We start from the raw sequence: 26,840 nt of genomic DNA on the forward strand, positions 1-26,840 counted from the left end.
GTAAAAGCTAATTGATTGAGCTATCGTTTGCGCAGGATGCTTTCTACCGGCTCCATTACTTCCTGCTTTGGCTTAAACTCAAAACCAAGCATTGATGCAATGGTTGTTGCCACCTGGCGCTGGTACAATTGCATTGGCTGTTTTATTTCGCCTGTTGCTTCCGTATCGGGACCCATTACTGCCATCCATATTTCGCTTGCATCGGGCACTTTTGATCCATGATCTTTCCATTGATCTTTATTGGCATCGCCACGGCCATGATCGGTTGTTACGATCAATGTTGTTTTGTTTTTATAGTACGGATCAACCTGTAACCATCCCCACAAATCAGCAATCAACTGATCGACCATGTAAGCCGATTGCAGATAGAGATCATATTTACCACCATGTGCAAAATCATCCGTTTCATCAAAACCAATGTATAACACACGGGGCTTGTAGGTTTTTAAATATTCCTTCGCTATGTAAAAGGTAAGCAAATCCGGACGTACACCATCGCCTAAAAAACGAGGTGCATGGTCCTGCATTTCATCGAGTAGATTAAAGGTTGGCGAATTGATCTTTGTTTTTTCGAACGCACTGTTTACATAAATTTTGCTGCGTTCTTCATTCAGGATATATGGAAACACATCCCATGAAGTAAAGGCAGCAACCTTCCCTTCAAATCCTTTTTGTTTGTTAATAAACTCCAGCACATTTTCGTTTTTGTTCCAGCGTTTGTTATTTGAGTTTACAGCCGTATCAGGAAAGCCGGTAAAGATTTCGTTATAACCCGGATACGAAAACCAATACGGGTTGGCATTGTTTACAAAATTGCCAAACGAACGGTTTCCATATAACTGTCCTTGTGTTGCAACGGTATTCCAGAAAAACGGAAGCAGTTTTTTTCTTCGCTCTGTTGCTGTTGCAGCCCAGAAGCGTTCATTCATTCCTTTGCTGTCTTCGGTGTACCTGTTTCTGTTGATGATGATACTGTCGGCACCGTTAAATAATTCCTGCCAACGGAAACCATCGAGTGTTACAACCACTACATGTTCTGTTTTAGACTGACTATAAGTATTGACTGCTATTGAAAGAAGAACAAGAAGAAAAATCTTTTTCATGTCGTTGCTGTTAATGTTGAATTTTAAAAAAAGGCGGAACCAGGAATAGTTCCGCCGTACTGCATGAGAAAACTTGCTATAGAATCTTTAATGAAATTTATTTGATGAGCCACATTTCTGCGTTCATATTATCGCTGCCGGCAAACTGTCTGTCAACTGCAGCTTTCCAGTTTGTTGCATTACGTTGTTGTTCGTTTGACGGGTATGCCCAACGCTTCGGAATATTACCGTTGTTACCAATACCCACGCCTGTTGAAAATGCAGGTACTCCTGTACGTCGATAATTGTAATATGCTTCCCAACCGGAGTTCTGGAAGAAGGCAAGATATTTCTGTAACAGGATTTTATTTAAACCTGCTGTACCGGTTTCGTACACAACTTTTGATTGGTTATAATAAGTATTGAAGTTGAAAGTAAAGTTGGCACTCGTCCATTCGCCGAGTGTTTTACCAATAGCGAGATAGTTACCGGTATTTGTACCATCAACAATTCCATAAAAAGAAATCGAAGCTTGTATCCCTTTTTTGTACCAATCTTCTGCATTACCTGTAACCCATCCCCTGTTAATTGCTTCAGCAATATTGAAACACATTTCAGGATAACCGGCAATGGTAAAGTTTTCGCCTGTGTATGTTCTGTAATAACGATAACGATTGATATGACAGATGCTGTAACTATGTGCTTTGCTTTCCATTACATCCATTGCTTCACCTGTACCTGCAGCTACATAAGCACGGAAATCAGTTGGCGCCCATCCGTTATCGTTCACCAGCTTCCATGCAGGCTCGCAGGTAAGTAAAATACGAGGATCATTTGTTTCTGCACTGTTGCGTACATAGGTTGCTGCCATGTTGTAACGGATGGCATCAAAACCAAACGATACAGGATTGGTGCTGTAGTTGTTTGTTGGTGTAATGTAAACATACTTGAAATTATCCGCCATGCTTTCAAACACCGGGAATGATGATGCGCTGCTCAACACTTCCTGGAAACGTTGCTTAATACGCAGATCAGCATCAGCATCTTTTTTGCTCAAAGAGATCAACACACGAAGCTTGTAACTGTTTGCCAGCTTGCGCCATTTATCGTAATCGCCATTGTAAAAAATATCGCCTTTTACTGTAAGATTTGTGCTGCTCTTGAGATAAGCAAAATCAGTATTCGCTTCTTCCAGCCATTTAATGATCTGCAGAAATACTTCTTTCTGTGTATCATATTTCGGTTGCAATACACCGTCCAGTGCTTTAGCAGCTTCACTCATCGGCACATCGCCCATTAAGGATGTAAGATTGTAGTAGTAATAAGCTTTCAGGAATTTTGCAATAGCATGATAAGGTGTTTTATCGGTACCCGAACTTTTCTGTGCTTCCGTTTCCATTTGCGTTACGTTCTTTAAAATATCCTGGTACACGCTGAACGGTCCACTGTTCCAGTTATACTGGTTATCGCCATAGTATTCAAAGTTGCGGCAGTAAAACTGGTTGTAACGTGCAACAGCACCCCAAGGTTCAATACCACCCATGCCGCCTGCAACACCGTTAATTAAACGGTTTAAGATAAGATCGGGCGGAACTGATGTTGCAATATTTGGATTGCTTTGCAGCTCTTCGAAACGTTTCTGACAGGAAGCCAATGCCAACAAGAGCACAACAACATTTATATAAAGAAGCTTTTTCATTTTTTAATTCTTTAATGATTTTAGAAAGTAAGATTGATGTTGAAACCGAAACGACGTGTTGTTGGTGTCTGCAAACCTGAACCACCATCCTGTGTGTACTGATCCGGATCTACATCTTTATAACGCTTATTGAAGAACAGGTACACGTTGCGGCACACAAGTGATACTTCTGCTTTTTTGATCACCGATTTACCAATGAATGAAGCAGGTAACTGGTAGGTTAATGTAACTTCTCTCAGCTTGGCAAATGTTTTATCAATGATGTTCAACTCTTCCAAACCTGCGTAGCGGCTTGAGTAACTTTGAATGGTCGTTACTTTTGCATTTGGAACTGCAGTTAAATTTTTATAGTTGAGTATTTCACCCGTGTTCGGATCTAACTGAATAGCACCTCCTGTTAATGTAATGCCCGGCGCAACAAATGAACCACCTGTTACATCGTTCGGACGGTGTTGCCCCCACAAGCCTGTTGCTGTTTCGATATGACGACCACCCTGCAACATTTTCTGGCGCACATAATCATGAAACACACCACCTACTACACCATCAAACTGGAAGTTTAAACGGAACCCTTTATAAGTAAATGAATTGATAACGCCCCAGCTCCAGTCAGGATCAGCATGACCCATGATTCTTCTTGCAGCACCTGCACCTGCATCTCTGAAGCGCATAAGGATGCCATCTGCTCCATGTACCAACTGACCATCGGGTGTTTTAATAAATCCTTCCTGGTAAATCAAATCAACACGTGAACCATTCTTGCTCCAGAAGTTTGGATTTGGATGTTCTTTCCATGTACGTTTAAATGTTGACCAGTTTACATTTACATTCCATTGGAAATCCTTTTTGTTGATTGCAGTACCATTCAACATTACTTCCCAACCCATGTTCTGCACTTTGCCATAGTTGTCTGTTACGCTGTTATAGCCTGAAGATTGTGAGATGATATCTGAACGTTGTGTCAACAATTCGCTGATCGAACGGAACCACGTAACATCTACAGCAATACGATTCTTCAGGAAACGCATATCCAAACCTACTTCAGTTGTTTTTCTGTTATCGGCAACCAGTTCAGGATTCAATAAACCGTTTGCATAGCTTGCTCCTAATGTATTATTATAAGTACCGGTATTTGCAATGCTGTAACCAATAGAAGTCAATTCATACAAGCCCATGTTCAATGGCGAATAATATTGCTGACCATAACCTTGTCCTGTACCAATACCAACCGATGGCTGACCTACAAATGCATTTAAGCCTGCGCTTCTACCTTCAGCATAAGAACCTCTTAACTTCAGAAAAGAAATTGCTTGTGGCAGATTGTCTACATAATCTGATATTACTGTTGATACACCTGCCGATGGATAGAAATAACTGTTACTGTTTAACGGTAATGTGCTTTGTTTGTCGTAACGACCTGTAATGTTTACCACCGCATACTTGCTTAAACCCAAATCAAACGATCCATAGCTGCTCAATGTTAAACCTTCGGCTGCAATAGAAGCAACACGTGGTGCACGCAATGAGTTGGCTAATGTATATAAGCCTGGAATGTTCAGGTAGTCTGTACTTGCAAATGTTCCGTTGTAACGTGCAGTGCGTACGTTACCACCTACAAAACCATCAACACTTAAAAAGTTGTTGAAGAATTTTGAATTGTATTTTACCTGCAGCTCGTTGTTTGCTTCAAAGAACATACGGGCATCTTCACGATAGTCGCCCATACGCTCATCACGGCCATACGAACCTGCCGAGTAAGGCATTTTTTCCTGGCGGAAAATATTATAGGTTGAAATGCCGGGGCGATACATCAACTCAACACCCTTTGCAACTTTCCAGTTCAATGAAAGATAACCATACACATCATTTTTATAATGCGGACGTAACCACTCTTTCACCATGAACCATGGATTGTTGTAACGTTGGTATTCGGCATAGATCTGTTGTGTACCGATCTTTCCTTCCTGCCAGTAATTACGCATATCATCTACATTCCAGTCTGCACCTGCCCAGATCACCATGTTATAGATCATACTGTTTGGGCCATAGTTGATATCAGGAAAGTTAGGAGAATATTGACGGCTGTAATTGATATCAGCAGTTAATTTTATTTTACTGTTGAAATCGTAACCTGCACTTAAATTAAAGTTGGTTGTATTTAAGCCCATGTTTGGCACAATTGCTTTCTGGTATGTATGACCAACACCAAAACGCACATTGTATTTATCACCTGTTGCACCAATTGCTACGTGGTTTGTAGTAAGCACACCTGTTTCAAGAAAACGTTTGAAATTATCCTTACCTCTTGCTATCCATGGTGTAGGTTTAATGTTGCCGGTAATGCTTGTACCATCAGCAAACGTAGTTGTGTATGTCTGACCAAGCGTACGTTGTCCATCATACTGAGGAATTAACTGACCTGCAAAACGTGGACCCCATACATCGTAATCATTATCATTTAAACCGCCACCAAGTCCGTTTACAAATGCATACTTACCTCTTGAACCCGGACCGTATTCATCCTGGTATAAAGGAAATGCAAGAAAGCTTTTTTCAAACATAGTGCTTGAGTTAAACTCAATCGAGAAGCCTCTTTTATCTTTGCTTCCTTTTTTGGTGTTGATGATGATTGCACCATTACGGGCCAATGCACCATATAAGGCCGATGCGGTTTGTCCTTTCAGCATCGTATAACTTTCAATATCATCGGGGCTGATGTTCCATGTATCGGTTGTAATAGGTACACCATCCACTACAAATAAAATATTTCCTTCGCCACGGAAGTTAATTGAAGGAGCACGCAACAGTTCATTGTTTACATTCACATTTAAACCTGCTACTCTTCCTTTTAAACTGTTTACTGCATTTGGCTCACGTGCCTTTACAAGCTCTGTTGTTTTTACATCCTGCACAGCATAGGTAATGCGTTTGGTTTCTTTTTTAACACCCAACGCTGTTACAATCACTTCGTTTAACGATTTAGAATTTACATCTAACTCAATTGTAACAGAGGTTTCACCATTAACTGCAAATTCCTTTTCAAGAAAACCCGAAGCGGAAAGCAGTAATACATCGCCGCTTTTTGCAGCAATGGAGAATTGCCCGTTATTGTCGGTAAAAGTTCCTTTTTTCGATCCTTTAAGCTGAATCGATACCACAGGAACAGGTTGTTGATCTGTGGCAGAAACAACCTTTCCGGTTATCGTTTGCGCAAATGCTGCTGATGAAATGACAACAAGCAACAGTGATAAGAGCAGCTGCTTGCAATGTGTTGAACGAAACATAAAACAGTAAGTTTTTGATTGTGCGGCAAATGTGCCGGTTCAGTATTACCGATTTCTTAATGAACTGTTATGGAAAGATTACCGAACTGTGATGGAATTGTTTCGATGCACAGGTTACTAACATTTTAAAAAATAGTAGTTGAATAAAACAACATCGCAGAATGTTTTGCATTTGCTTTTAACAGCAGAACCACGAATAGTTCCGCTGTTAATTTAAAGTAAACATGGTATGCTAAACTCTTTTTTGAACAAGCAGTTACTTAAAAATCAAACATTGTTTGCTCGCCTTTTGCCGGAGTATGTTTTTTAAAGGGATAAACAAATGGCTGTAACTCTTCGCTACACTGCACCACAATATTGTACAACCCATCAGCAAGATGTGATAACCGCAACTGAATTACCGCTCCTCTGAATACACCTTTACGAATCAACTCTCCATCATTTGTTTGAATAGAATACTGCAGAGACGAATCATTAAATTCCGAATCGTTAATCCGGATAAACATAAAGTCGTACACATCCGAAGTAATATGAATCTGCGGGTTTACAACCGATGCCATAAGATGATGTTATTAATACACGAAAGATATTCGATTCCGTTTCTTATTATATCAATCTGCATATTATAAAATCGTAAAGAATCGTGCATAAAAAAGCCGGTGCATGTATGCACCGGCTCAGTAAAAATTATCTGTTCAATTAATAACCCGGATTCTGAACTAAATAGCCCGGAATATTTGAAGCACCATTAATTGCATTGATTGGTATCGGGAATAATCGTTTGTTTTTATCGGTATTCGATTTCTCTGTCCATGTACCTTCATATTTTCCAAAGCGTATCATATCCGTACGACGCTGGTGTTCCCAATATAATTCAAAACCTCTTTCACGGAAAAGAATATCGAGTGACATTGAAGCCAATGGCGGAGCAACTATTCTTGCTGTTCTTGCAGCTCGTATAATGTTTACATCTGCAAGTGCGCCAGCCGCATCATTACTTTTTCTGAGTTTTGCTTCTGCACGCATCAGGTAAACATCAGCAAGACGAAGAATAACGATATCATGCTCGCCACGATTTCTTCCATCGGTTGTGGCGCTGCTGAATTCATATTTCTCAACCCTGTAACCAGTGAAATAATCACTACCTGCTACCGTAAAATTGATTGTTTCAGTAAAATCAACAGGAAGAGTTGGTTTACCACGTGTAACATGATAAAGCTTACCAATTTTATATCGGCCGGTACCGCATGTGGTAAAAGGAATATTTCTTCCACCGATCAATCCGTACTGTTGTCCTCTCAACACACCACGATCAATTTTAAAATCTGTACCAAGAATGCAAGAGTCTGCAGGTATAACCAGATTCTTTTTGTAGAAACGGGGATCAGCAGCTGCAGGATCTGTAGCTCCATAAGCACTCACCCAGCTTTGATAAAAATCAGGCGTGATCGCAGGACCATCGGTTCCATTCGCATTCGGTACTGATGGTAAAGGAAACTGATCGCCCGATAAAGAAAAATAAGCCATACGATTATGACCATTCAGATCCTGGCGTTGATCAATTGCAAAGATCAATTCCTTGTTGTTATGATTGTTATTATCGAAAATGGAAAAATACTCAGCAGCTAATTGAAACTGGTTTGAAGAAATGATCTTATCCGTGTACTCCATTACTTTATCCATGTCATCAGGTCTGAAAGTAAAAGTAGCTGCATAACGATCACGCCATACTGCAGCATTCAAATGCAATTTTGCAAGCAAGCCCCACACACCTGCTTTCGTCATTCTTCCGGGTCCTGTTGTGTTATCAAGCAAAGGCTCAACAGCAAGCAATTCCGATTTAATGTAATTGATTGCATCATCGCCACGTAATATCACAGATGTTGCATCAGGATTTTCTTTTTTAAAAGATATTCCGAAAAGATCAAGAGCCAGCATATTATAATAGGCCCTCATTCCTCTTGCTTCAGCTAAAAATGTTTTAGCATTTACAAAATTATTGGTTGATAATGCACTGATGGCTGTTACACTTCTCGAAATACTTTGTACAATTTGATTCCATGTGTTGTTGACATTGGGATCAGAACTCAACGTTTCATGCCGGTGAAGTGAAAGGTAAATGCCGTTATCACCCCAATCGGTACCACCTCTGTAAGGAAGAATGGCTTCATCTGTAGAAATTTCCTGCAATGAAAACAGGTTGGTGTGTTGAAACAATGTTGGCAGAAGCGCATATACAGGTGCTATGTTCCCTTCGGCAACCTGCTGTTCTGTAAGTCCCGTAGCAGAAGATTCATCGAGTACCTTCTCTTTTAGCTTTGTACAGCCATGAATAAGAGAGGTGCCGGTGAAGAGTAACAGGAGATAAACTATTTTCTTTTTCATTTGAATATTTTTAATGTTTTCGTCAAAGTGAAATTTCATTTCGCACTTGTCATTTAAAATGAAAGATTCAATCCAAAAATGAATGACTTAGCTTTTGGGTAACTTAAATAATCAATACCATAGGAAATAACACCTCCGGAATTTCTGTCAGTATTTACTTCCGGATCATAACCATTGTAATCTGTTATCACAAACAGGTTTTGACCTGTTACATATACACGCAGATTAGATACCCATTTACTTACACCAAGTTTTGACGTATTGACGTTGTAACCAAGTGACATGTTATTCATCCGCAGGAAAGCACCATTCTTAAGATAACGTGTACTAATTGGTGCAGCATTGCTGGATGATTCATTCGCTGCAGCAACAGCTTCAGCCGTAACATTCCCACTTCTCGAAAGATTTACCTTGGTGAAAGTTGAATTAGCAGTGAGATCATAAACTTTATTTCCTGATACGCCATTCATATTGAAATTAAAATCAAACCCTTTAACGTTTACACCACCATAAAAGCTATAAATAATATTCGGCAATGCGGTACCTGCTGCAATGCGGTCATTATCTGTATAAGTGCTTCCGTTTTTATCTTTATCGAAATAAACACTTTGGCCGTTAGCTCCTATTCCATCCCATCTGTTCAAATAGAACGTACCAATGGGTTCTCCATTAATATAACCATTCAGTGGTGATGAGGTTAAACCGGCTCCTGCAGCTAAACCCGTAGTAATAACTGTGTAAGGCGAGTTTTCAACTTTGTTTTTTATGAACGTAACATTACCACCAACATTATAGCTAACGTTTTTTCCGCTGTGTCTGTAGTCCAATTCTAATTCAACACCCTGGTTGATGATGTTCATATCTTCAACGTTTGTCCATACTGTACTTGCCGGTACAATCGGATCGGCAGGTGGCACTGCCAGCAAAATGTTATTGGTTACTTTTCTGAAATAATCGATGGTGCCTGATAAACCTGCGTTCCTCAAACTAAAATCCAAACCAACATCAATTTGTGTTGATGTTTCCCATTGAAGATTGGGATTGGCAAGTCTTACATAAATAGTACCTGCAGGATAAGTTCCCGATGGATACAAAGGATAGCTTTGATTACCGGCAGTGGAAGATGTAAACAACGGTTGAGTTTGCTTCTCAGGTAATTCCTGGTTACCTGTTATACCCCAACCTGCTCTCAATTTCAAATTTGAGAAAATTGAATTCCGCATGAAGTCTTCTTCAGTTATTTTCCATCCTAAAGAAAACGATGGGAAGTATCCATACTTATTATTCTCTCCGAATTTTGTAGATCCATCTGCACGAAAATTAACTGTTGCCAGATACTTGCTGTTATATTGATAGGTTAATCTTCCAAAGAAAGATTGCAATTCATTAATAACAGCAAAACCGCCGGGGCGATTCGTTGCAAGATCCAATAGCTGACCTGTTCCGGGATTGTATTGTGGCTCTACCCCACCTGCAGTAAACCTGTTGATACTATAATTTCTTCCCTGTAAGAAAATTCGTTGGTAGGAATGACCTGCTAATGCAGATACATTGTGCGGATTCTTCACCCAGTTATAAGTAAGATAATTTTCAATCAACCTGTTGCGGTTGTAATTGTAAAATGTTTCCAATCTGCCTTCACGGAAAGGCGTTACACTTGGCTTTGATTGAATATCGTTTGTACCATTTGAATTATCGATACCGAAATTGAGTTTATAAACTAATCCTTTTACGATCGTTAAGGAAGGAGAAATACTTCCGATGACACGATTGATGGTACTCATTTCGCCTTCACCGTCGATTGAGAATAACGGGTTGTTTACACCAGCTACAAATACAGGATTTCCGTTTGCATCACGTGCAGGATAAGTTGGATTGTTGCTGATGGCCTGGCCGAGTATAGCAGAAAAGAAAGGCCGGTCATTTTTTGTTTGGTTAACTGCAAGGTTTACATCTATTACCAATCTGTCGTTCCAGAATTTTTGTGATGCATTGAATCTGCCGGAATACCTGTTTAGGTTATTTTTTTTAATGATACCTTCTTGCTTTTGCATTCCGAATGAACCAAAGTAAGTCAGCTTTTCAGCTCCACCGCTTAATGATAAATTATAATCCTGTGTTATACCTGTTCTGAAAATTTCATCCTGCCAATCGGTAGAAGCACCTTTGTCATCAATTGTTGCACCCGTTTTTGGAACTTCGCTGCGGAATTCTGCAGCAGTAAATACCGGCAGCTTTCTTGCAATTTTAGAAATACCCAGGCTCGATGAAAAACTTAATTGAGATGCACCTGCCTTACCCTTCTTAGTAGTAATAATCACAACACCGTTTGCACCTCTTGAACCATAAATTGCAGTGGCTGATGCATCTTTCAATACATCCATTGATTCAATATCCTGTGGGTTCAAAAAATTCAATGGATCGCCACGACCGGTTAAGTTATTATCAAGTGGAATTCCATCCACCACAAACAAAGGCGTGTTACTGGTACGCACACCTCCCGGTCCACGAATGGTGATGCCTTGTTGAACACCTGGCTCACCACTTACAGAAGTAACATTCACGCCTGAAACCTTTCCTTGCAAAAGTTGTTGTGGAGATGTGATGATACCTTTGTTAAATGATTCAGCTTTTAATGATTTTACTGCACCTGTAACATCTTTCTTTCTTTGCGTACCGTAACCCACTACCACCACATCTGTTAATGCAACAGAGGATGATGTAAGTACCACATCATAAGAAGAAGATGCTGTTATTTTTACTTCCGCAGTTTCAAACGAAACGGCACTGAGCACAAGTACATCGCCTGTTTTCGCAGAAATTTTGAATGATCCATCTTCGGCGGTTATTGTTGAAGCATTGCCTCCTTTAATAACAACAGATACTGAAGTGACCGCAGCACCTTTTGCATCTTTTACTGTTCCTGCAATTTGTCTTTGCTGTGCCTGCACAACAATTGACAACATAGAAAAGAAAAAGATGAGGAATACGGGCAACGCACCAAAGAACAATGATCGTTGGTTAAATCTTCGCATAGCAATTGGTTTTGAATTTGAGTTATACAATAGTTAATGAGCGCTTTGTTTGCAGGTTAAAACCTGAGTGTAGCCGGCAGATATTTTGCAACCAGCTCTTCATAGTAAGGCTTTAGTTTTTTCCAATCAGGAGGTTCAGGATTTTTTGAATAGAGATCATACGGATTAAACAATTGTACCCACTTCAGCATTTCCCTGTCGTGGTCGTCTAATAAATGCTCATAAGCACCTTCACGATGCCATGCATAAAATGAATGATAGCGGAGCATATACAATCCTGATTCAGGCAGATTATTCTTCATCATTTGATATACATACTCATCATGCCCCCACGACATGTGTACATTTCTTAAACCGCACCCTTCACTATACACGCCATATTTAGAGCTGTATGTTTCGTTGTTAAAATCGGGATTGAGTTTAAAAAATTCGGGATAAACAATTTTATCGGAATAAGCACAACCAACGGGGAATGTATCGCCAACAACAGCCCATTGTGGTTCGCCAAACAAGCAAAGTACTTTTCCCATATCATGCATTAAGCCCACCAGCACCATCCAATCTGGATGACCATCTCTGCGGATTGCTTCGGATGTTTGTAACAAATGTTGAAACTGGTCAAGATCAGTATCAGGATCAGAATCATCCACTAATTCATTTAAAAAATTAAATGCTTCCCACACAGGCATTTCTCTTTTTGAAAAAGAAAGAAACTCCTCTCTTTTTTTCATAACGAAATCGTAAGTCTGGTACTGGTGATTCAACCGGTAGAACTCCTTTACGGTATCTCTTTCAGGATTATCGTAGTTCCTGTACTCCTCTGTTGTTTTTGCAGTAGCGATCGAATCAGGATCGGGATAACGACGCAGAAGATCTTCTTCCCATTCGTCGAGGTTTTTAAGTGGGACAGCTTCAAAGTTGTTTGTATGCATAACATTCTGGTTTACTAAAGTAGGTAACCCGGCGTTGCAGCAATCATCAATAGTAATAAGTAACTATTATCATTTTATTACCGCCGTGTTAACAAGGAAAAGAATGCAGGAACACAACAAATTGCAGAAGACAATTTGTAGAGATGTAGAAAAGAGATTCGAACATTGTTCAGCAAGCATGTTCTTAAGCAATCGTTGGTGTACCTTACTTACTAAAGTGATAATTTTCAACCACAAATAAAACAGCCACGAACCTTTTATTTACGAAATCGTTTTCGGTAAAAATGATGAAGTAACAGATGCTGATCAATGCAAGCGATTGCAAAGATCAGCTTGTATTCTTTTCTTAATTTAGAACACTATGAGGCTATTCTTAACAACAGTATTTTTTTGCACAGCACTTCTGTTGAGTGCACAACAACCTTTTAAACATTCGCATAACGATTACGAACAGGCAAACCCATTCTTTACAGCCTATCAACATCAATTTGAATCAATAGAGGCTGATATATTTTTAAAAGATGGCGAATTGTTTGTGGCACACAATCCGGAAGATATTAAAGCCAACAGAACATTGAGTAAGTTATACCTGCAACCGATTGCTGATGCGCTTGCAGCAACTAAAGGAAACATTTATAATAACGCTGATAAGAAGCTGCAACTACTGATCGATATTAAGACAGAAGCTTACGCAACATTGAATGTATTGATCAGCTTGTTAAAAGACTACTCATCCATCACTGCAAATAAGCGTATCATCCTTACAATAAGCGGCAACCGGCCTAAAGAAGAAGATTATACCAATTATCCTGATTACATTTTTTTTGATGGAAGACCCGGCATTCATTACAGCGAAGCCGCTTTAAAAAAAGTTTCCTTGATTAGCATTGGTTTTAGTTCCTTTTCAAAGTGGGATGGAAAACAATCATTGGCTGCAGATGATGAAAACAAATTGAGTAAAGTGATTGCAGAAGCAAAACGACTGAATAAGCCATTCCGTTTTTGGGGATGCCCTGACACAGAACTTGCATGGAAAGAATTTATAAAACTGGGTGTTGATTTTATTAATACAGATAAGGTTGAAGCGTTGGCAGCATTTTGTAAAAACTTTCCGAAATAATCAGGCGCAACTGCTATTCTAAACGAAGTGATAAAAAATATCCTGTAACAAAAACAAACGGGAACGATGTACTAAACAATACATTATTCCCGCTTTGTAATTGTAAGTTGCTCGTTGAAATTTATTTCTTTTTAATAGCCGGAATTACTTTTTTAGCCGGCTTCGCTGTTTTTTTTATTTTTTCTTTTTTGCTCTTTTGTTTTTTTGCAGGCTGTTTCAGCTTCAGAATAAGTTCAGCCAGATCTGCACTGTGCTTTTCAATTTTTTTATGAAGCTTTTTACTATCTATACCTTTTGCAAATGCAGTTAACGCCGTTCTGATTGTTGCTTCCAGTTTTTTACCGGCCTGTTTCTTTTGTTTCTTTTCTTCTGCCATAGATTGGTAACAATTAATTAATACAAAATTAATGTTGGATACAACAGGCTAATGTTAAGTTTTAATAGCGCCCCTAAAAACGATAATATCATTTAATTAATGAATTTTCGAATTGCTCTAAATAAACCTAACCGCAACAATGTGATTTCATTTTCTTTAGCAATGCTACATACAATACTTCTCCAACTCCTTATCCTCTCCTTTCCACTGTGCAATCTTTGCCAAAGCTGCGATTAATGGTTCCTGGAACCATCCAGGCATTCCCTTTAAATAAGATTCACTGTAGGCAAGTAACAGGCACATGTGCCAGGGGTTTTCCGTCATGTCATTCTTCAACAAGCCATCATTAATCAGTCCATATGCTACACGTAATGTTTTTTCTAACCCTGCAGCCGGTGTAACTTTTACCAGCAACATTGATCTTTTGTCCAATGCATTTTTAAAATAGTGCATATCGCTTTTAGCAGCCGATGTTGTTTCGCCTTTATTCAAAATAATTTCATCGCCATTATTACCAATCTTAACCTGTCCTTCTGCAACCGTAAACTCTTCTACAAAGCTTGTATGATAATGCCAATCGTTACCGCCGAGTGGTTCAAGTTCAACCTGCACCAACTCGTAAGCATTGTTTGTTTCCTTTGCTGTTTTTACAAATGTGGCGGAATAGTTCCCTTCTTTGTTATAAATGGTTCGGTCGCTTCTGTTACCAACCGAACGATCGAGCGGAGGCAGAAAAGCCGCAAATAAAACGATGCTGACATAACCGGCAACAAGTAAAAAAAAAGGTAGCGCAACAATAGTGTACAGGAGCTTTACCCATCGTTTTGCATTGCTTCGCCACATGCGAACAACCCCTGCCGGGTAAAAAAGAAGTAAGAGGATGTTTTTCCATTTTAGTTTTTTAGCAGTTGATGCTGCATTAACATCAATACATACTGCCGTGTTAGCATTGTTTTCCATTTTGTTTTTGTTTTGATGGAACAAAATTGATGCTTAATAGTTGCTAACCTGTTTAGATAAACGGATTAAAACTTTCGAAAAATGGATAAACTTGATATAACGCAGTGGAACCAATACTTCGGTTCAACCCAACAAGAGTTCCTTCACCGTAGTGAACGTTACCAGCATTTTACTGCACAATTCAGTGAACAGGGATTGGCGTCGGGTACCATCAATGCTATCAATACACCGGGTATGTTGTTTACAGAATTATTTATTGAAGCAGGCAAACCATTTTGTATGGTTGATGCAGAACCGAAGGAATCAACCGAATCGGTTTTTGTAATACAGGGCAATGTTGAATCAAGGTTCGACAATGTAAAAGCTCCTTTGTTTTTTGGTAAACAGCAACACAACATTCAATACAATACCAGTTTTTCAGGCACCCATATTATTCATTCGCCAACGTTTCATGCATGCACCATTACCTATCACAAAGAGTATTTAACCAGTCTTGCAGAGCAAGAGCCTGTTGCAGCTCTTGCCGGTTTTTGTAAGCACCTGCAAAAGAAAACCAACTTTCTTGCAGCCTCCAATGCCTTTTACTGGCAGCAACGTATTGCAGAGGTCATTCAGTTGATACGACAATGCCCGTTTACCGGTGTTACCCGTTATCTTTTTATCGAAAGCAAATTGCTTGAGTTGTTTGTATTGCAAATGGAGCAGGTGCATGCAACGCAAATAAGATCTGTTGAAACAACATGGTCTGCAGCCGACAAAGAAAAACTACACGCTGTTAAAGAATATATCAGCAGCAGTTATCTTGATGAAGTAAGTTTGAAAGCACTCACCTATCGTTTTGGGCTGAACGAATACAAATTGAAGAAAGGATACAAGTATCTTTTTCAAACAACCGTATTTGGTGATATCCACCGCTTACGAATGCAGGAAGCCAAACAATTGCTTACCGACAGAAGAATGAATGTTACGGATGTTGCCTTTCATATTGGCTACAACAACCTCAGCAGCTTTTCGTATGCCTTTAAAAAGATGTTTGGGTATAATCCCGGGGGCATTAAGTGGCAGGATTAAGTACCGGCTTTCTTTTTTGATGTCGTCAGAATTCTGTTTGGTTACTTTCCAATATTAAGTTTTTGTGCATCATTGATTTAAAGTAATGTATAACGTAACTTTTAGTCAAATAAAAACAACATGAACTGGCCGGTACTTATTATTGTTGGCATTGCTGTTATAGCTCTTCTTGTTTTTCTCATTCGCAAAAATCAAAAAGACGAACAAGAGTTTGAACAACAACTCAACAACGACTTTCATAAAACAAAAGACGAAGAAGGAGATGTGGAAACCGATAAAAGTTTACGTTAAAACAAAACTGTTCCGGTTAATTAGCTACAGGTATTGGTTGTCGTGAAAGAAACAGATCTAAATTCTTTTCCAACACAGCAGTGGAGAGTGTAAGGTTGCACCCGTTGGGCCCTTCAATAAACCTGTCTGCATCAGGTTTTCCAAACTGGTAATAATAATCGAGCTGCATCGCATCGGCTAAATGCCAGAAGCATTGGTTTTGATAAATACCATCTCTGCGAAACTCCATAACAGCTGCACCTGGTTGCATAAAAAATGCATTGGTAAGTCCGGCACCATGTATGGATGCAATGATAGAGGCCGATTGCGAAAGTTGTATTTGCTCTTTAATGGATAATTTTTCGTACCGCAGAATGTCAAATCCATAATCGAAAAAAACAGCTTGTACTTCGTGTTCGTTCAGTAACCGGCGATGCGTTGCATTTTCTCTGCTTATATAAATACGTTTTGTTGCAGTCTGTTCGTGCGCCGGAAACGATTTGTACACTAACTTTTTCAACTGCATCATTAACGGATCGTGTATACGGCCCGATTGCACTGGGCGTTCAACAATTGACAGATTTTTAATCTTATGCATTGTTCTTGGCAGTATCCATTCAATTGCAGGCGGCAATAAGCCCATCATCTTCAACATTTCAACACCTGTTGTGCGCACATAAGCAGTATCGGGCAACAGAAATACATGTGTGCCAAACATGTGTTTTGCAGCATATAACCTTGGAAGAAAATCGCAGATCCAGTGGTAGTGATTACTTGTCCGTCCATCAAAACACAAAGCGTACGCAACATCAGGCATTCTTTTTTTAGGCCGGAAAACGAGCTGCTTGATATTCTTAAACCTGTTGGCCTGTTTTGCATCAACCTTGGAAACAGGTATAATTTTTAACGAAGAATCGTAAACCAAACCGGCATCGCTTACCAGCACATTGGTATAACTGCTTGCAGTAACATAATTGGTTTGATAATAAAATTCGTCTTTGCAAAAATCAAAATCGCCGGTTTTAAAATTCACTGGCATTTTCCGATAAACAGCTTCGGCTCTATGTATAATAGGTAAAGAATCCGCCATAGATGAGTTAACAGGTTAAACAGTAAATAAATGTTTTTCAGCTACCTGCAACCAAAATAGGAAGCGAAGACGAATAACGTTTCAGATTACATGCAAATCTGAAAATCAATTTAACAGCTGTGCAAATAGTTGCATAACTGTGTTTTTGAAATCTAAACATCACCGGAAAAATTTCTTACGGCTTTAAACTTTTATTCATATTCTCTATCTAACCTGCGGATTTTTTACCTTTATACCGGTAGAAAAATCCAAACCAGAAAACCTCTATTCAAACATGACGCAACCCGACGATAAGGAATTATTGCTGCAATTCCACGACCCCTCTACAAAAGAGAGGGCCTATACCCGCATCATCAAAAAATACCAGGAGAAGCTTTACTGGCATATCCGCCGCATGGTTGTTGAGCATGAAGATGCCAACGATGTGTTGCAGAACATGTTTATTAAAGTGTGGAACGGCCTGGAAAACTTTCGGGAAGATGCCCAGCTGTACACCTGGCTCTACCGCATTGCCACCAACGAAAGTCTTACATTTCTTGAGCAGCGGAAGAAACGTTCGGCCGTATCGATGAACGAAGCAGAGGCCGGCCTGAGCAATACCATTAAAGCCGACAAGCATTTTGATGCCAACCGCCTTGAATGGAAACTGCAACTGGCTATACAGCAACTACCCGAAAAGCAACGGGCTGTGTTTAACCTGCGGTATTACGATGAAATGCCTTACGAAGAAATGAGCAGAGTGCTGGAAACCAGCGAGGGAGCGCTCAAAGCAAGCTATCATCATGCTGTTAAAAAAATCGAGGATTTTATCCTGAACCGTTAAACTATCAGCCCATTCAAACATCTATATAAACGAATATGACACGTAGTACAGACATAGTGAAAGAGTTGGAGGCATTAAGCCCGGTGGTAGCACAGATCAATGCTGTGGTTCCTTACCAGGTGCCCGAAGTGTACTTCGAAACACTCAGTACCGTAATTATGGCCCGCATTGCCGCCGGTGGTAACGAAGAAAACTCGCTATTGCAGGTAGCAGGCAAGGAAATGCCGCAAACTACTCCGGCTGGTTATTTTGATTCGTTGGCCAATACCATTCTTTTAAAAGTTAAGGCTGCAGGAAACAGCATGGCGATAGCCGATGAGTTACAGGAATTGTCGCCTGTATTAGCGGGCATCAGTAAAACCAATGTTTACCAGGTGCCGGCCGGTTATTTTGATACAGTTGCAACTACAATTACAGCTCAGCTGAAACCCGAAGCCAAAGTTGTAGCTGTTTCCGGTATGCAAAAATGGATGCGTTATGCGGCCGCTGCTGCTGTACTTACCATGATTGCGTTTGGCATTAATTACAGTCTGCGGAAAGGTACAGATGCAGAAGTAATAGCTGCAAAAATTAAAACAGAAGCACAGTTTAATAAACAACTTGCAAGTGTAAGCGACCAGGCAATTATTGATTACCTGCAACTTACTGCCGATACGAAAGACGCCGAATCGATTAAGCAATTAATTGACGGAACACAACTGCCCGAAGAAGCAGATTATATTGATGAAGAGTTTCTGGAAGCATTTATGAAAGAACTGGAAGCAAAGCAAACAAATTAAAACACCACAAGAAAAGCGTTATGAAAAAGATAGTTACACTTACAATGATTGTTCTGTTTGGCCTAAGCAGTATGCTGTATGCCCAGGACCAACCCGATACAAAAGAACAGGAAAAAATACGGGCACTGGAAATTGCCTTCATCAGCCGTAAGTTAAACCTTACCGAAAATGAAGCACAACGTTTTTGGCCTATTTACAACGAATACAAACGTGATGTACGACAAGTGATGCTTACACAACGCAACAACCCAAAGCGTGATGTAATTGATGATGAGCAAATGCTTGTTGATGTACGTAAGCGATATAAAGAACGCTTTGTTGGTGTTATAGGACAGCCTAGAATGAATAAATTTTTTGAAGCAGAAAGAGAGTTTCGTGGTGTGTTATTGAATCAGCTTAAAAACCGCCCCAATAAGCCAGTGTTGCAACGTCGAAACTCAAAATAATTTGGAAAAATTATTTCTTATGCTATAAATTTGCGAATAGGTGTTTTTCATAGGTTAGCAACGGCCGACTCTTTTCAGGGTTGGCCTATTTTTTTGTTGTTAGTTTAGTTATACAAACATCAGCTTCGTATTACTATTTGATTTTTGTAAATAAAAAAAGCATCGATCTTTTTACAATGCAGATCGATGCTTTTCTGTTTTATGCTGAAGAATGCAATAACTACTTTCGCTAGAAATTAAAGATGGGTGTTTTTAAATCGTGATAGAAAAGAAATTTCCAGTTTTCTTTACGCCCCTGCTCCCACCACTTTACACGTAAGTCTGCAGCAAGCTTTCCATCAAAATCATATTTGGTTACAAACTTTGTTTTCATTTGAAATAACTGCGGTGCAACATCGCCACCAAAGAAAACGGTTTCGTTGTTTTCTTTTATCCAGAAAACCTGGTGCCACGGACTATGTCCACCTGTCCATTCATAATAAATGTAATCATCAATCACCCCTTCGCTTTCGATGAGTTGTAATTTATCTGTTTCTCCAAGAATGCTTACATCATCAATTGCATACGACTTTGAAAGTTTGCTTAACGCAATTTCAAGTTCCTGTTTATTTACAACATAAGTTGCGTTTGGAAAACTAAGGAAGCGTTGTTTCAATACAGCATCTTCTTTGCTGATGCCGCCTGCATGATCTCTGTGCAAATGACTCATTAATACCTTTGTTACTTCCATTGGATTAATGCCTGCCTGCATCAGGTTATGATGGATCTGCAAAGTACCATCGGGCATGGTAAAACCTAACCCTGTATCGAGAAGCAGAATATCTTTTTCAGTAATCACGACAAAAGGCTGCACTTCAACCAGCAAACTTCCTGCAGGTCGGTCTTTTAAACTGTCTTTTGTTGTATCGAAAGGAACAAACTTCTTGGTGCCATCAACTGTAAAACTGCCTTCGGAAAGTGGAATTATCTTCATTATGTATATTTAGTTTTATGCTGCAGCTGCAACCCGGATTGTAATTCCGAACCGCTGTTGTTTGCGCTTTATAAGAACAGAATAAATACTGCAGCAGTGTAAAAGCGCTGCAAAGATACAGGCAGGAAAATAAATCAGTTTAAGACGAGCTTAGGCGCACCGATCATGGAATCAAAAATAAAAAGCTCATCAATTTCGTAGCTGATGAAAGGACGAATAGGAAACTGCTCAACAATCTCTTTTGCTTCCTCTTCCGATTTGGCATTGAGTACTACCCAGCCTTTACTGCGTACTTCGTTTACAGCATAGGTTACGATTGTTTCATCACGCATTAAATCATTGATATACTGACGATGGGAGGGAATAGTTGACCAAAAATCGTCGACCAGTGAAGCGGGTAAATAAAATGTACAGAGATACTTTTTCATACAATACAAATTCACAATTCGGGAACAACGAAAAAGAAGCTGTGGCTGTTTACCGGAGAACCATACTTCTGTCTGCATCAAGACGGAGCATAATGAAGATAAGAATGGTGAATGTTACCAGCGATGAGCCTCCATAACTCAGTAAAGGTAGTGTAATACCAATTACAGGCATCAGGCCAATTGTCATGCTGATGTTAATCATGATATGAAAAAGAAGAATACAGGCTACACTGTACGCATAAACACGGGAAAAGGTACTTCGCTGCCGTTCGGCAATTGCGGTTATGCGGTAAAGCAGAAAAAAGTATAAGCCCAACAGCAGAGCACTGCCCCAAAAGCCAAAACTTTCGGCAATGGCGGTGAAGATAAAGTCGGTGTGCTGTTCCGGTACAAAATCGCCTTGAGTGGTTACGCCTTTCAAAAAGCCTTTACCGGCAAAGCCACCAGAACCAATGGCGATCTTCGATTGCTTTACGTTATAAGTGTAATCTTTTTTCTTACCACTTGCCTGTTCTTTTTCAAACTGTGCAATTCGCTCCGGACTTTTTGGTATATATGTTTTACCAAACATGTTTAATACACGTGCAGTTTGGTAAGGCTTTAATATTTTATCAAACACAACATAGTTTACAAACCAATGAAAACCGAGTAGTGCGATATAGATAATAATTATACCCAACAGTAAGAACAGGTTCCGTTTAAACTGCCGCCAGAAATAATATATGATAATGAATGCGATGATAGCCAGTGCAATTGCGTAAACTAAAAAAGATAATACAATTGAAGAGATAAACAGCACCACAAACGAGAACCCGACAATAAGATAAATTGCAGGCAATCCTTCTCTGTACATCACTAAAAAGAAAGAGAAGTACACCAACGCCAAACCTGTTTCTTTCTGTGCAATGGAAAGTACCGCAGGGCCAAGCGTTAATGCAAATGCGATCAAATGCGATCGCAAGGTTTTAAACTCTGTTTCCGGCCGGCTTAAATATTTCGCAAGCGCCAATGCTGTAAACACTTTACACAGTTCGGCAGGCTGCAGGTTAAATCCACCACCGAGTGCAATCCATGACTTAGAACCACTGATATCTTTACCAATCACGAACGTAAGCAGCATCAACAGTATACCACCCATGTACAGCAGGTTGGCAATAGCTGTAAAAAATTTGCTGTCGGTTAACAATACAAACACCGCAACAAGCGAACTGATGCCGATGAACAACACCTGCTTCGAATAGTTTTTCTTCAGCTCGAGCAACGATTGTACAAACGAATCGCCCATGCGAAACTCAACGGAGAAAATAGCAATAAACCCCACCAGCACCAATGCATAGTACAGCAGTACCGTTACCGTATCAACACCTTTTCCTATTGTTGCCTGTTTTTCCATTAAGCTGTTCGTTGCTGTGGTTGAGTGTAATTATAGACGTTAAACCTGTCTGCCGGCAATATAGCAAACCAGTTGATGCGTTGCGGCATTTCTCTTGCCGGCTGCTTTACAGGCAATGTTGTTGATGGATGCACAAAGCCGATTGCCGTTGTATCGAGACGTGTACGTTTTCGTTGCAGCGAATCTTTTGCCTGCCTGATCGAATCACGCTTATGCATTTCGTACTTGATTCTTGCGGGTGTGATAACAACATTGCTGATGCGCTCAATTTCTGCTTTGCGTCTGTCGCCTGCAATGGAATCGTTCAGGAATTTTTCCATGAGTAACGATGCAATTGGTGCAGCCCATGTTGAACCAAAGCCTGCGTTTTCAACCACTACACAAATAGCGATCTTCGGATCGTCCTTTGGCGCAAACGCCACAAAGAACGAGTGGTTCTGTTGTTTCTTATTCTTGAAATAGTTTTCTACTGTACCTGTTTTTGCACAAACGGCATAACCATCAATGGCGGCATTGCGTGCTGTACCGTTGGTTACCACCATTTCCATTCCGTCAATTACGGCCTGGTAATAATCGTTGGGGATATGCAGAGGAGATATCTTCTGCCTGTATTTATTCAGAATCGTATCTTCTTTTGTTTCACCTTCAATATCTTTTACAAAGTGCGGCGTGTAATACCATCCACGGTTTGCAATTAAGCAGATTGCATTTGCCATTTGCAAAGGTGTTGCCTGTATTTCGCCCTGGCCAATACCTAATGATGCGATGGTACAGCTGCTCCATCCTCCTTTACGAAATACTTTATTGTAACGGGCTGTATCAGGAATATAACCGGAATATTCGCCGGGCAGATCAATACCCAGCCTGTGTCCTAATCCAAAGCCCGACATGTATTCTTTCCACTTCATCAAACCGCCTTCGATGTTGCCGAACTTTTTATTATCGAGTGCCATACGTAACACATGTGCATAATACGAGTTACAGGAGTTGGCAATGGATAAACTAAGATTTGCTGCGTGCCCGCCTCCACTGTGCGTACATGCAGGTCGGCCACATGGGCCATAACGGCCGAAACAGGCATAACCAAAATCAGGTGTAATCAACCCTTCATCTAACGCAACCAATGCACCCAATGGTTTAAAAGTTGAGCCGGGAGGATAAACACCCTGCATACCACGGTTTAATAAAGGTGATGCCGCATCTAAAAACAAGCGACTGAAATTCTTTCGTGATTCTGTTCCTGTTAATTCGTTCGGATCATAAGTTGGGCCCGATGTCATTGCAATGATACCACCTGTCTTTGGTTCAATAGCAACCACACTACCAACTTTACCATGCATTAATTTTTCTGCCAGTTGCTGTACTTCAATGTCGATGTAGGTATTGAGATGACGACCTGCTACTGAAGCTGTATCAAACTCGCCATTTTCATACGGACCAATTGGCCGGTTAAAATTATCTCGAAGGATATATTGAATACCCCGTTGTCCCATCAGCACTTTTTCATAATAGCTTTCCAAACCGCTTCGTCCGGCAAAATCCCCCATCTGGTAAAAAAAGTTTGAGCGTTTCAACATGCCGGAATCTACTTCACCTACATAACCCAATAAGTGTGCTGCTGCTTTAAACGGATAACTGCGTATCGGTCGTTCCTGTAAGAAGAACGCCGGTTGAAAGCGGAAAAGGTTTTCGTTTACTTTAGCATATTTGGCAGGCGTAAGTAATGCTTCAAATACCGAAGGTCTGTTTCTTGAATTTTTGATGATGGCCGTTAATACCCGTTGCTTAAACTCGGCGGTATCAATTTCAAGAATGCGGCAAAGCGAAAATGTATCAACACCCTTTAGCTGAGATGGTGTAACCATCAGATCGTACATAGTAACATTATCAAGAATGGCTTTGCCTTTACGATCGAAAATAATACCACGACTGGGATAAACAATTTTACGGAGGATGGCCTGGTCGTTTGCAAGCTTTGCATACTTCGATGTAAACAACTGCAACGTCATTAACCGCACAAGAATAATTGCAAACACAATTGCAATGATGAGTCGGATGGTGATTTGTCTTGATTGATTAAATTCGGCCATGGCCTTTGCTGAGGTTTTTCAAAGATGAACGATCAGGTATTGGTTAAGAATTTCTGTTTGCGTATAAAAATAATCTCGATGATAACGATTAACAGAAGACTTACAACAGTTGAACCGATTATTTTCAGCAACACATACAACATGTTACCCCATTGAAACGATTGAATAAGGAACAACCATGTATGATGAAAGAGTGTAAGCACAGATACATAAGTTGCATACTGCGAAAACCCGAGACTGCTTACTGATGGTTCTCTGTAGTTAAACTCTACTCCTTGTTGCGGCATTAATAAATTAATAAGGAAAGGACGGATATAACCGAGAAGGACACATGCCGCTGCATGCAGACCCGGTGTTTTGGTAAAGAAATCAACACAAATACCTGTAACGAACGAAAGCAACAGCAATCCACTTCGGCTGATGCTGAATGGAAGCCACAAAATGAAAAGGAAATAAATATAAGGGATGATGTATTGATGCAATGGTGGTACTTTGTTGAGGACAAACACCTGCAACAGCACAAACAAAATCAACCGGATAATATTTCGTAAGAGATTGCTCATTTTTTCTGCTTCACACGTTTTTCAAGTTCCAGTTGTTCGGCACGTTGCAAATTGGCAACTACAAATACATTCTGCAAACGACTGAAATCGTTTGATGGCTCAACCTGTAACAAATAGTTATTTGTACTCTGTTCGAGAATAATTTTTTGTATCCGACCAATCATAATGCCTGCAGGAAAATCAGAGTACTGGCTGGTTAATACGGTATCGCCCACCTTGAGTTTTACACTCTTCGGTATATCTCTTAATTGCACTCGTCTTGCATTTACGCCATCCCATTCAATACGTCCGCTTTCGCCTGTCTTCTTCAGTCGTGCACTGATGCGGCTTTGCTTGTTGAGCATGCTCATAACAGTGGCAAAGTTTTCACTCACATCCATTACTACACCTGCCACACCATTGGATGATATTACCACCATGCCCGGTTCCACCCCTTGCTTACTTCCTCTGTGTACAGTAAAATAATTATTGGGCTGTGTAACCGAATTGTTCACCACTGCTGCATCCATATACAAATACTTACGCAATGTACCTGTTGTATCAACCGGTATCGAATCAGAAACAATGCGTTGTGTTGTATCGGGACTTTGAAAATTTTCAGAAAGCTTATTCTGTAATTCGTTTAACCTGCGACGCAGATCCTGGTTTTCTTTTTTCAGGTGAAAGTACCCGTCTACTTTGCTGTACTGTACTTCCATAGCCCCGGTTATTTCGCCGGCAGTATCCATGTACGCTGCCTGGTGAAATTTGTTGTACCGGAACAACAAAGCAAAGCTTACTGCCTGTAAAAGCAGAAAGAACATTAAAACGGAAAAACGCCTGATAAAAGCAAAAAGATTCCGCACAATAAGGTGGATTTAATTTGTTCCGTTGTTTGCGTAAGCCCTTATCAGTTGCGCATTACAAACGGATAGCGATTGTAATTTTTCAATGCAATACCAGTACCTCTTACCACGCTCTTCAACGGATCGTCGGCAATATGAACAGGTAATTTAATTTTTTGGTTGAGACGCTTATCCAGGCCACGAAGCAGGGCACCGCCGCCGGTAATATAAATACCTCTGCGGTAAATATCGGCAGCCAGTTCGGGAGGAGTCATTTCAAGTGCTTTCAGAATCGCTTCTTCAATTTTGAAAATGCTCTTATCGAGTGCTTCCGCAATTTCCTGATAGCTTACCATAATTTGTTTGGGAATACCTGTTACAAGGTCACGACCGTTTACAGGAATATCATCCGGTGGGTTATCGAGTTCCTTCATGGCTGCACCAATCTGGATCTTAATCTGTTCGGCTGTACGTTCACCAATCAACAAGCTGTGGTAACGACGAAGCGCTTCCATAATATCTGCAGTAAACTCATCGCCTGCAATACGTATACTTTGGTCGCACACAATACCTGCCAGTGCAATAACAGTAATACCGGTAGTTCCACCACCAATATCAACGATCATGTTACCAACAGGCTCTTCCACATCAATACCAATACCCAAGGCAGCTGCCATTGGTTCGTGCAGGAGGTAAACTTCCTGTGCGCCAGCCTGTTCGGCACTGTCTCTTACCGCTCTTTTTTCTACTTCGGTAATGCTGGAAGGTATGCAGATCATCATTCGCCATTTAGGGGCGAACAATGGTTTTTTTGTAAGAACCAATTTGATGAGTTCACGGATCATGAGCTCGGCCGCATTGAAATCGGCAATTACGCCATCTTTTAACGGACGAACAGTGCGGATGCTTTCATGGGTTTTTTCATGCATCATCAACGCCTTTTTACCAACTGCCAGCACGTTCTTGGGATTATTACGATCCAGTGCAACAATTGAAGGCTCGTTCACTACAATTTCATCGTTATGTATAATGAGGGTATTAGCAGTACCCAGGTCCATTGCTATTTCCTGAATAAAAAAATTAAAAAGGCCCATATTGTTAAATGGAAATTATTTGTTCCGGTGATTGCAAATTTGAGAGAAAAATTTGGAATAACAACGCTAAAACCGTGCCCGTAAGTGTTTTTTCAGAAAAAAAACCACAGCCCGTTTTTCCCT

At 40.2% G+C, this 26,840-nt stretch carries 23 protein-coding genes; 6 read left to right on the forward strand and 17 right to left on the reverse strand.

Annotation, left to right across the window (positions count from 1 at the left end):
• Positions 1–20 precede the first annotated feature (20 nt).
• From ESA94_RS14575 to ESA94_RS14605, 7 genes are all read right to left on the reverse strand, one after another.
• Positions 21–1,103 (reverse strand): alkaline phosphatase family protein, encoded by a 1,083-nt coding sequence (locus tag ESA94_RS14575; protein ID WP_129131660.1) that lies wholly within the window; start codon positions 1,101–1,103, stop codon positions 21–23.
• Between the two features lie 97 nt (positions 1,104–1,200).
• Positions 1,201–2,781 carry a SusD/RagB family nutrient-binding outer membrane lipoprotein gene (locus ESA94_RS14580; RefSeq protein WP_129131661.1) on the reverse strand — a complete coding sequence of 527 codons (1,581 nt, stop codon included), beginning with the start codon at positions 2,779–2,781 and terminating at the stop codon, positions 1,201–1,203.
• A 20-nt stretch (positions 2,782–2,801) separates the two neighbouring features.
• Positions 2,802–6,065, reverse strand: a complete 3,264-nt coding sequence (locus ESA94_RS14585; protein ID WP_129131662.1) for a SusC/RagA family TonB-linked outer membrane protein — start codon at positions 6,063–6,065, stop codon at positions 2,802–2,804.
• 260 nt (positions 6,066–6,325) lie between these two features.
• Positions 6,326–6,625, reverse strand: coding sequence for a hypothetical protein (locus tag ESA94_RS14590; protein ID WP_129131663.1), 300 nt, complete (start codon positions 6,623–6,625; stop codon positions 6,326–6,328).
• A 139-nt stretch (positions 6,626–6,764) separates the two neighbouring features.
• Positions 6,765–8,450: a RagB/SusD family nutrient uptake outer membrane protein gene (locus ESA94_RS14595; protein WP_129131664.1), complete on the reverse strand. Its 1,686-nt coding sequence runs from the start codon at positions 8,448–8,450 to the stop codon at positions 6,765–6,767.
• A gap of 53 nt (positions 8,451–8,503) precedes the next feature.
• Positions 8,504–11,485, reverse strand: coding sequence for a SusC/RagA family TonB-linked outer membrane protein (locus ESA94_RS14600; protein ID WP_129131665.1), 2,982 nt, complete (start codon positions 11,483–11,485; stop codon positions 8,504–8,506).
• Between the two features lie 56 nt (positions 11,486–11,541).
• Positions 11,542–12,417, reverse strand: a complete 876-nt coding sequence (locus tag ESA94_RS14605; RefSeq protein WP_129131666.1) for an inositol oxygenase family protein — start codon at positions 12,415–12,417, stop codon at positions 11,542–11,544.
• Between the two features lie 361 nt (positions 12,418–12,778).
• Between ESA94_RS14605 and ESA94_RS14610 the strand changes: the two genes are divergently transcribed.
• Complete coding sequence (locus tag ESA94_RS14610) at positions 12,779–13,537, forward strand: phosphatidylinositol-specific phospholipase C/glycerophosphodiester phosphodiesterase family protein (RefSeq protein ID WP_129131667.1); 759 nt, start codon at positions 12,779–12,781, stop codon at positions 13,535–13,537.
• 121 nt (positions 13,538–13,658) lie between these two features.
• Here the strand turns inward: ESA94_RS14610 and ESA94_RS14615 are convergent, their stop codons facing one another.
• Together ESA94_RS14615 and ESA94_RS14620 are read right to left on the reverse strand one after the other, a co-directional pair.
• Positions 13,659–13,913: a hypothetical protein gene (locus tag ESA94_RS14615; RefSeq protein WP_129131668.1), complete on the reverse strand. Its 255-nt coding sequence runs from the start codon at positions 13,911–13,913 to the stop codon at positions 13,659–13,661.
• A 165-nt stretch (positions 13,914–14,078) separates the two neighbouring features.
• A complete protein-coding gene (locus ESA94_RS14620; protein ID WP_129131669.1) occupies positions 14,079–14,873 on the reverse strand; it encodes a cupin domain-containing protein in 795 nt (264 codons plus the stop codon).
• An 81-nt stretch (positions 14,874–14,954) separates the two neighbouring features.
• Here ESA94_RS14620 and ESA94_RS14625 point away from each other — a divergent pair, with 81 nt between their 5' ends.
• Entirely contained in the window at positions 14,955–15,944 is a 990-nt protein-coding gene (locus tag ESA94_RS14625) for a helix-turn-helix transcriptional regulator (RefSeq protein ID WP_129131670.1), read from the forward strand.
• Between the two features lie 120 nt (positions 15,945–16,064).
• Positions 16,065–16,235: a hypothetical protein gene (locus ESA94_RS21605; protein ID WP_205755988.1), complete on the forward strand. Its 171-nt coding sequence runs from the start codon at positions 16,065–16,067 to the stop codon at positions 16,233–16,235.
• Between the two features lie 16 nt (positions 16,236–16,251).
• Here the strand turns inward: ESA94_RS21605 and ESA94_RS14635 are convergent, their stop codons facing one another.
• Positions 16,252–17,253 (reverse strand): glycosyltransferase family 61 protein, encoded by a 1,002-nt coding sequence (locus ESA94_RS14635; RefSeq protein WP_164972753.1) that lies wholly within the window; start codon positions 17,251–17,253, stop codon positions 16,252–16,254.
• A 325-nt stretch (positions 17,254–17,578) separates the two neighbouring features.
• Here ESA94_RS14635 and ESA94_RS14640 point away from each other — a divergent pair, with 325 nt between their 5' ends.
• The 3 genes from ESA94_RS14640 to ESA94_RS14650 are packed head-to-tail and all read left to right on the forward strand — an operon-like array spanning position 17,579 to position 19,352.
• On the forward strand, positions 17,579–18,127 hold the full coding sequence (locus ESA94_RS14640) for an RNA polymerase sigma factor (protein WP_129131672.1): 549 nt from the start codon (positions 17,579–17,581) through the stop codon (positions 18,125–18,127).
• Between the two features lie 35 nt (positions 18,128–18,162).
• Positions 18,163–18,906 (forward strand): hypothetical protein, encoded by a 744-nt coding sequence (locus ESA94_RS14645; RefSeq protein ID WP_129131673.1) that lies wholly within the window; start codon positions 18,163–18,165, stop codon positions 18,904–18,906.
• 20 nt (positions 18,907–18,926) lie between these two features.
• A complete protein-coding gene (locus ESA94_RS14650) occupies positions 18,927–19,352 on the forward strand; it encodes a hypothetical protein (protein ID WP_129131674.1) in 426 nt (141 codons plus the stop codon).
• Between the two features lie 229 nt (positions 19,353–19,581).
• Here ESA94_RS14650 and ESA94_RS14655 read toward each other — a convergent pair whose 3' ends face one another.
• The 7 genes from ESA94_RS14655 to ESA94_RS14685 all read right to left on the reverse strand — a co-directional run bounded on the left by ESA94_RS14655 (position 19,582) and on the right by ESA94_RS14685 (position 26,717).
• Entirely contained in the window at positions 19,582–20,325 is a 744-nt protein-coding gene (locus ESA94_RS14655) for an MBL fold metallo-hydrolase (protein ID WP_129131675.1), read from the reverse strand.
• A 134-nt stretch (positions 20,326–20,459) separates the two neighbouring features.
• Complete coding sequence (locus ESA94_RS14660) at positions 20,460–20,753, reverse strand: hypothetical protein (protein WP_129131676.1); 294 nt, start codon at positions 20,751–20,753, stop codon at positions 20,460–20,462.
• Between the two features lie 49 nt (positions 20,754–20,802).
• Positions 20,803–22,146, reverse strand: coding sequence for a rod shape-determining protein RodA (gene rodA / locus ESA94_RS14665; RefSeq protein ID WP_129131677.1), 1,344 nt, complete (start codon positions 22,144–22,146; stop codon positions 20,803–20,805).
• Positions 22,146–24,236, reverse strand: a complete 2,091-nt coding sequence (gene mrdA, locus ESA94_RS14670; RefSeq protein WP_129131678.1) for a penicillin-binding protein 2 — start codon at positions 24,234–24,236, stop codon at positions 22,146–22,148. Before mrdA ends, rodA begins: the two co-directional genes overlap by 1 nt.
• A 32-nt stretch (positions 24,237–24,268) precedes the next feature.
• Positions 24,269–24,799, reverse strand: a complete 531-nt coding sequence (locus ESA94_RS14675; protein ID WP_129131679.1) for a rod shape-determining protein MreD — start codon at positions 24,797–24,799, stop codon at positions 24,269–24,271.
• A complete protein-coding gene (gene mreC / locus ESA94_RS14680) occupies positions 24,796–25,644 on the reverse strand; it encodes a rod shape-determining protein MreC (protein WP_129131680.1) in 849 nt (282 codons plus the stop codon). The genes ESA94_RS14675 and mreC overlap by 4 nt, the downstream gene beginning before the upstream one ends.
• Positions 25,645–25,688: 44 nt before the next feature.
• Positions 25,689–26,717 carry a rod shape-determining protein gene (locus ESA94_RS14685; RefSeq protein ID WP_129131681.1) on the reverse strand — a complete coding sequence of 343 codons (1,029 nt, stop codon included), beginning with the start codon at positions 26,715–26,717 and terminating at the stop codon, positions 25,689–25,691.
• Between the last annotated feature and the right edge of the window lie 123 nt (positions 26,718–26,840).

It is taken from the genome of Lacibacter luteus (assembly GCF_004118265.1).
Classification (GTDB): Bacteria; Bacteroidota; Bacteroidia; order Chitinophagales; family Chitinophagaceae; genus Lacibacter; species Lacibacter luteus.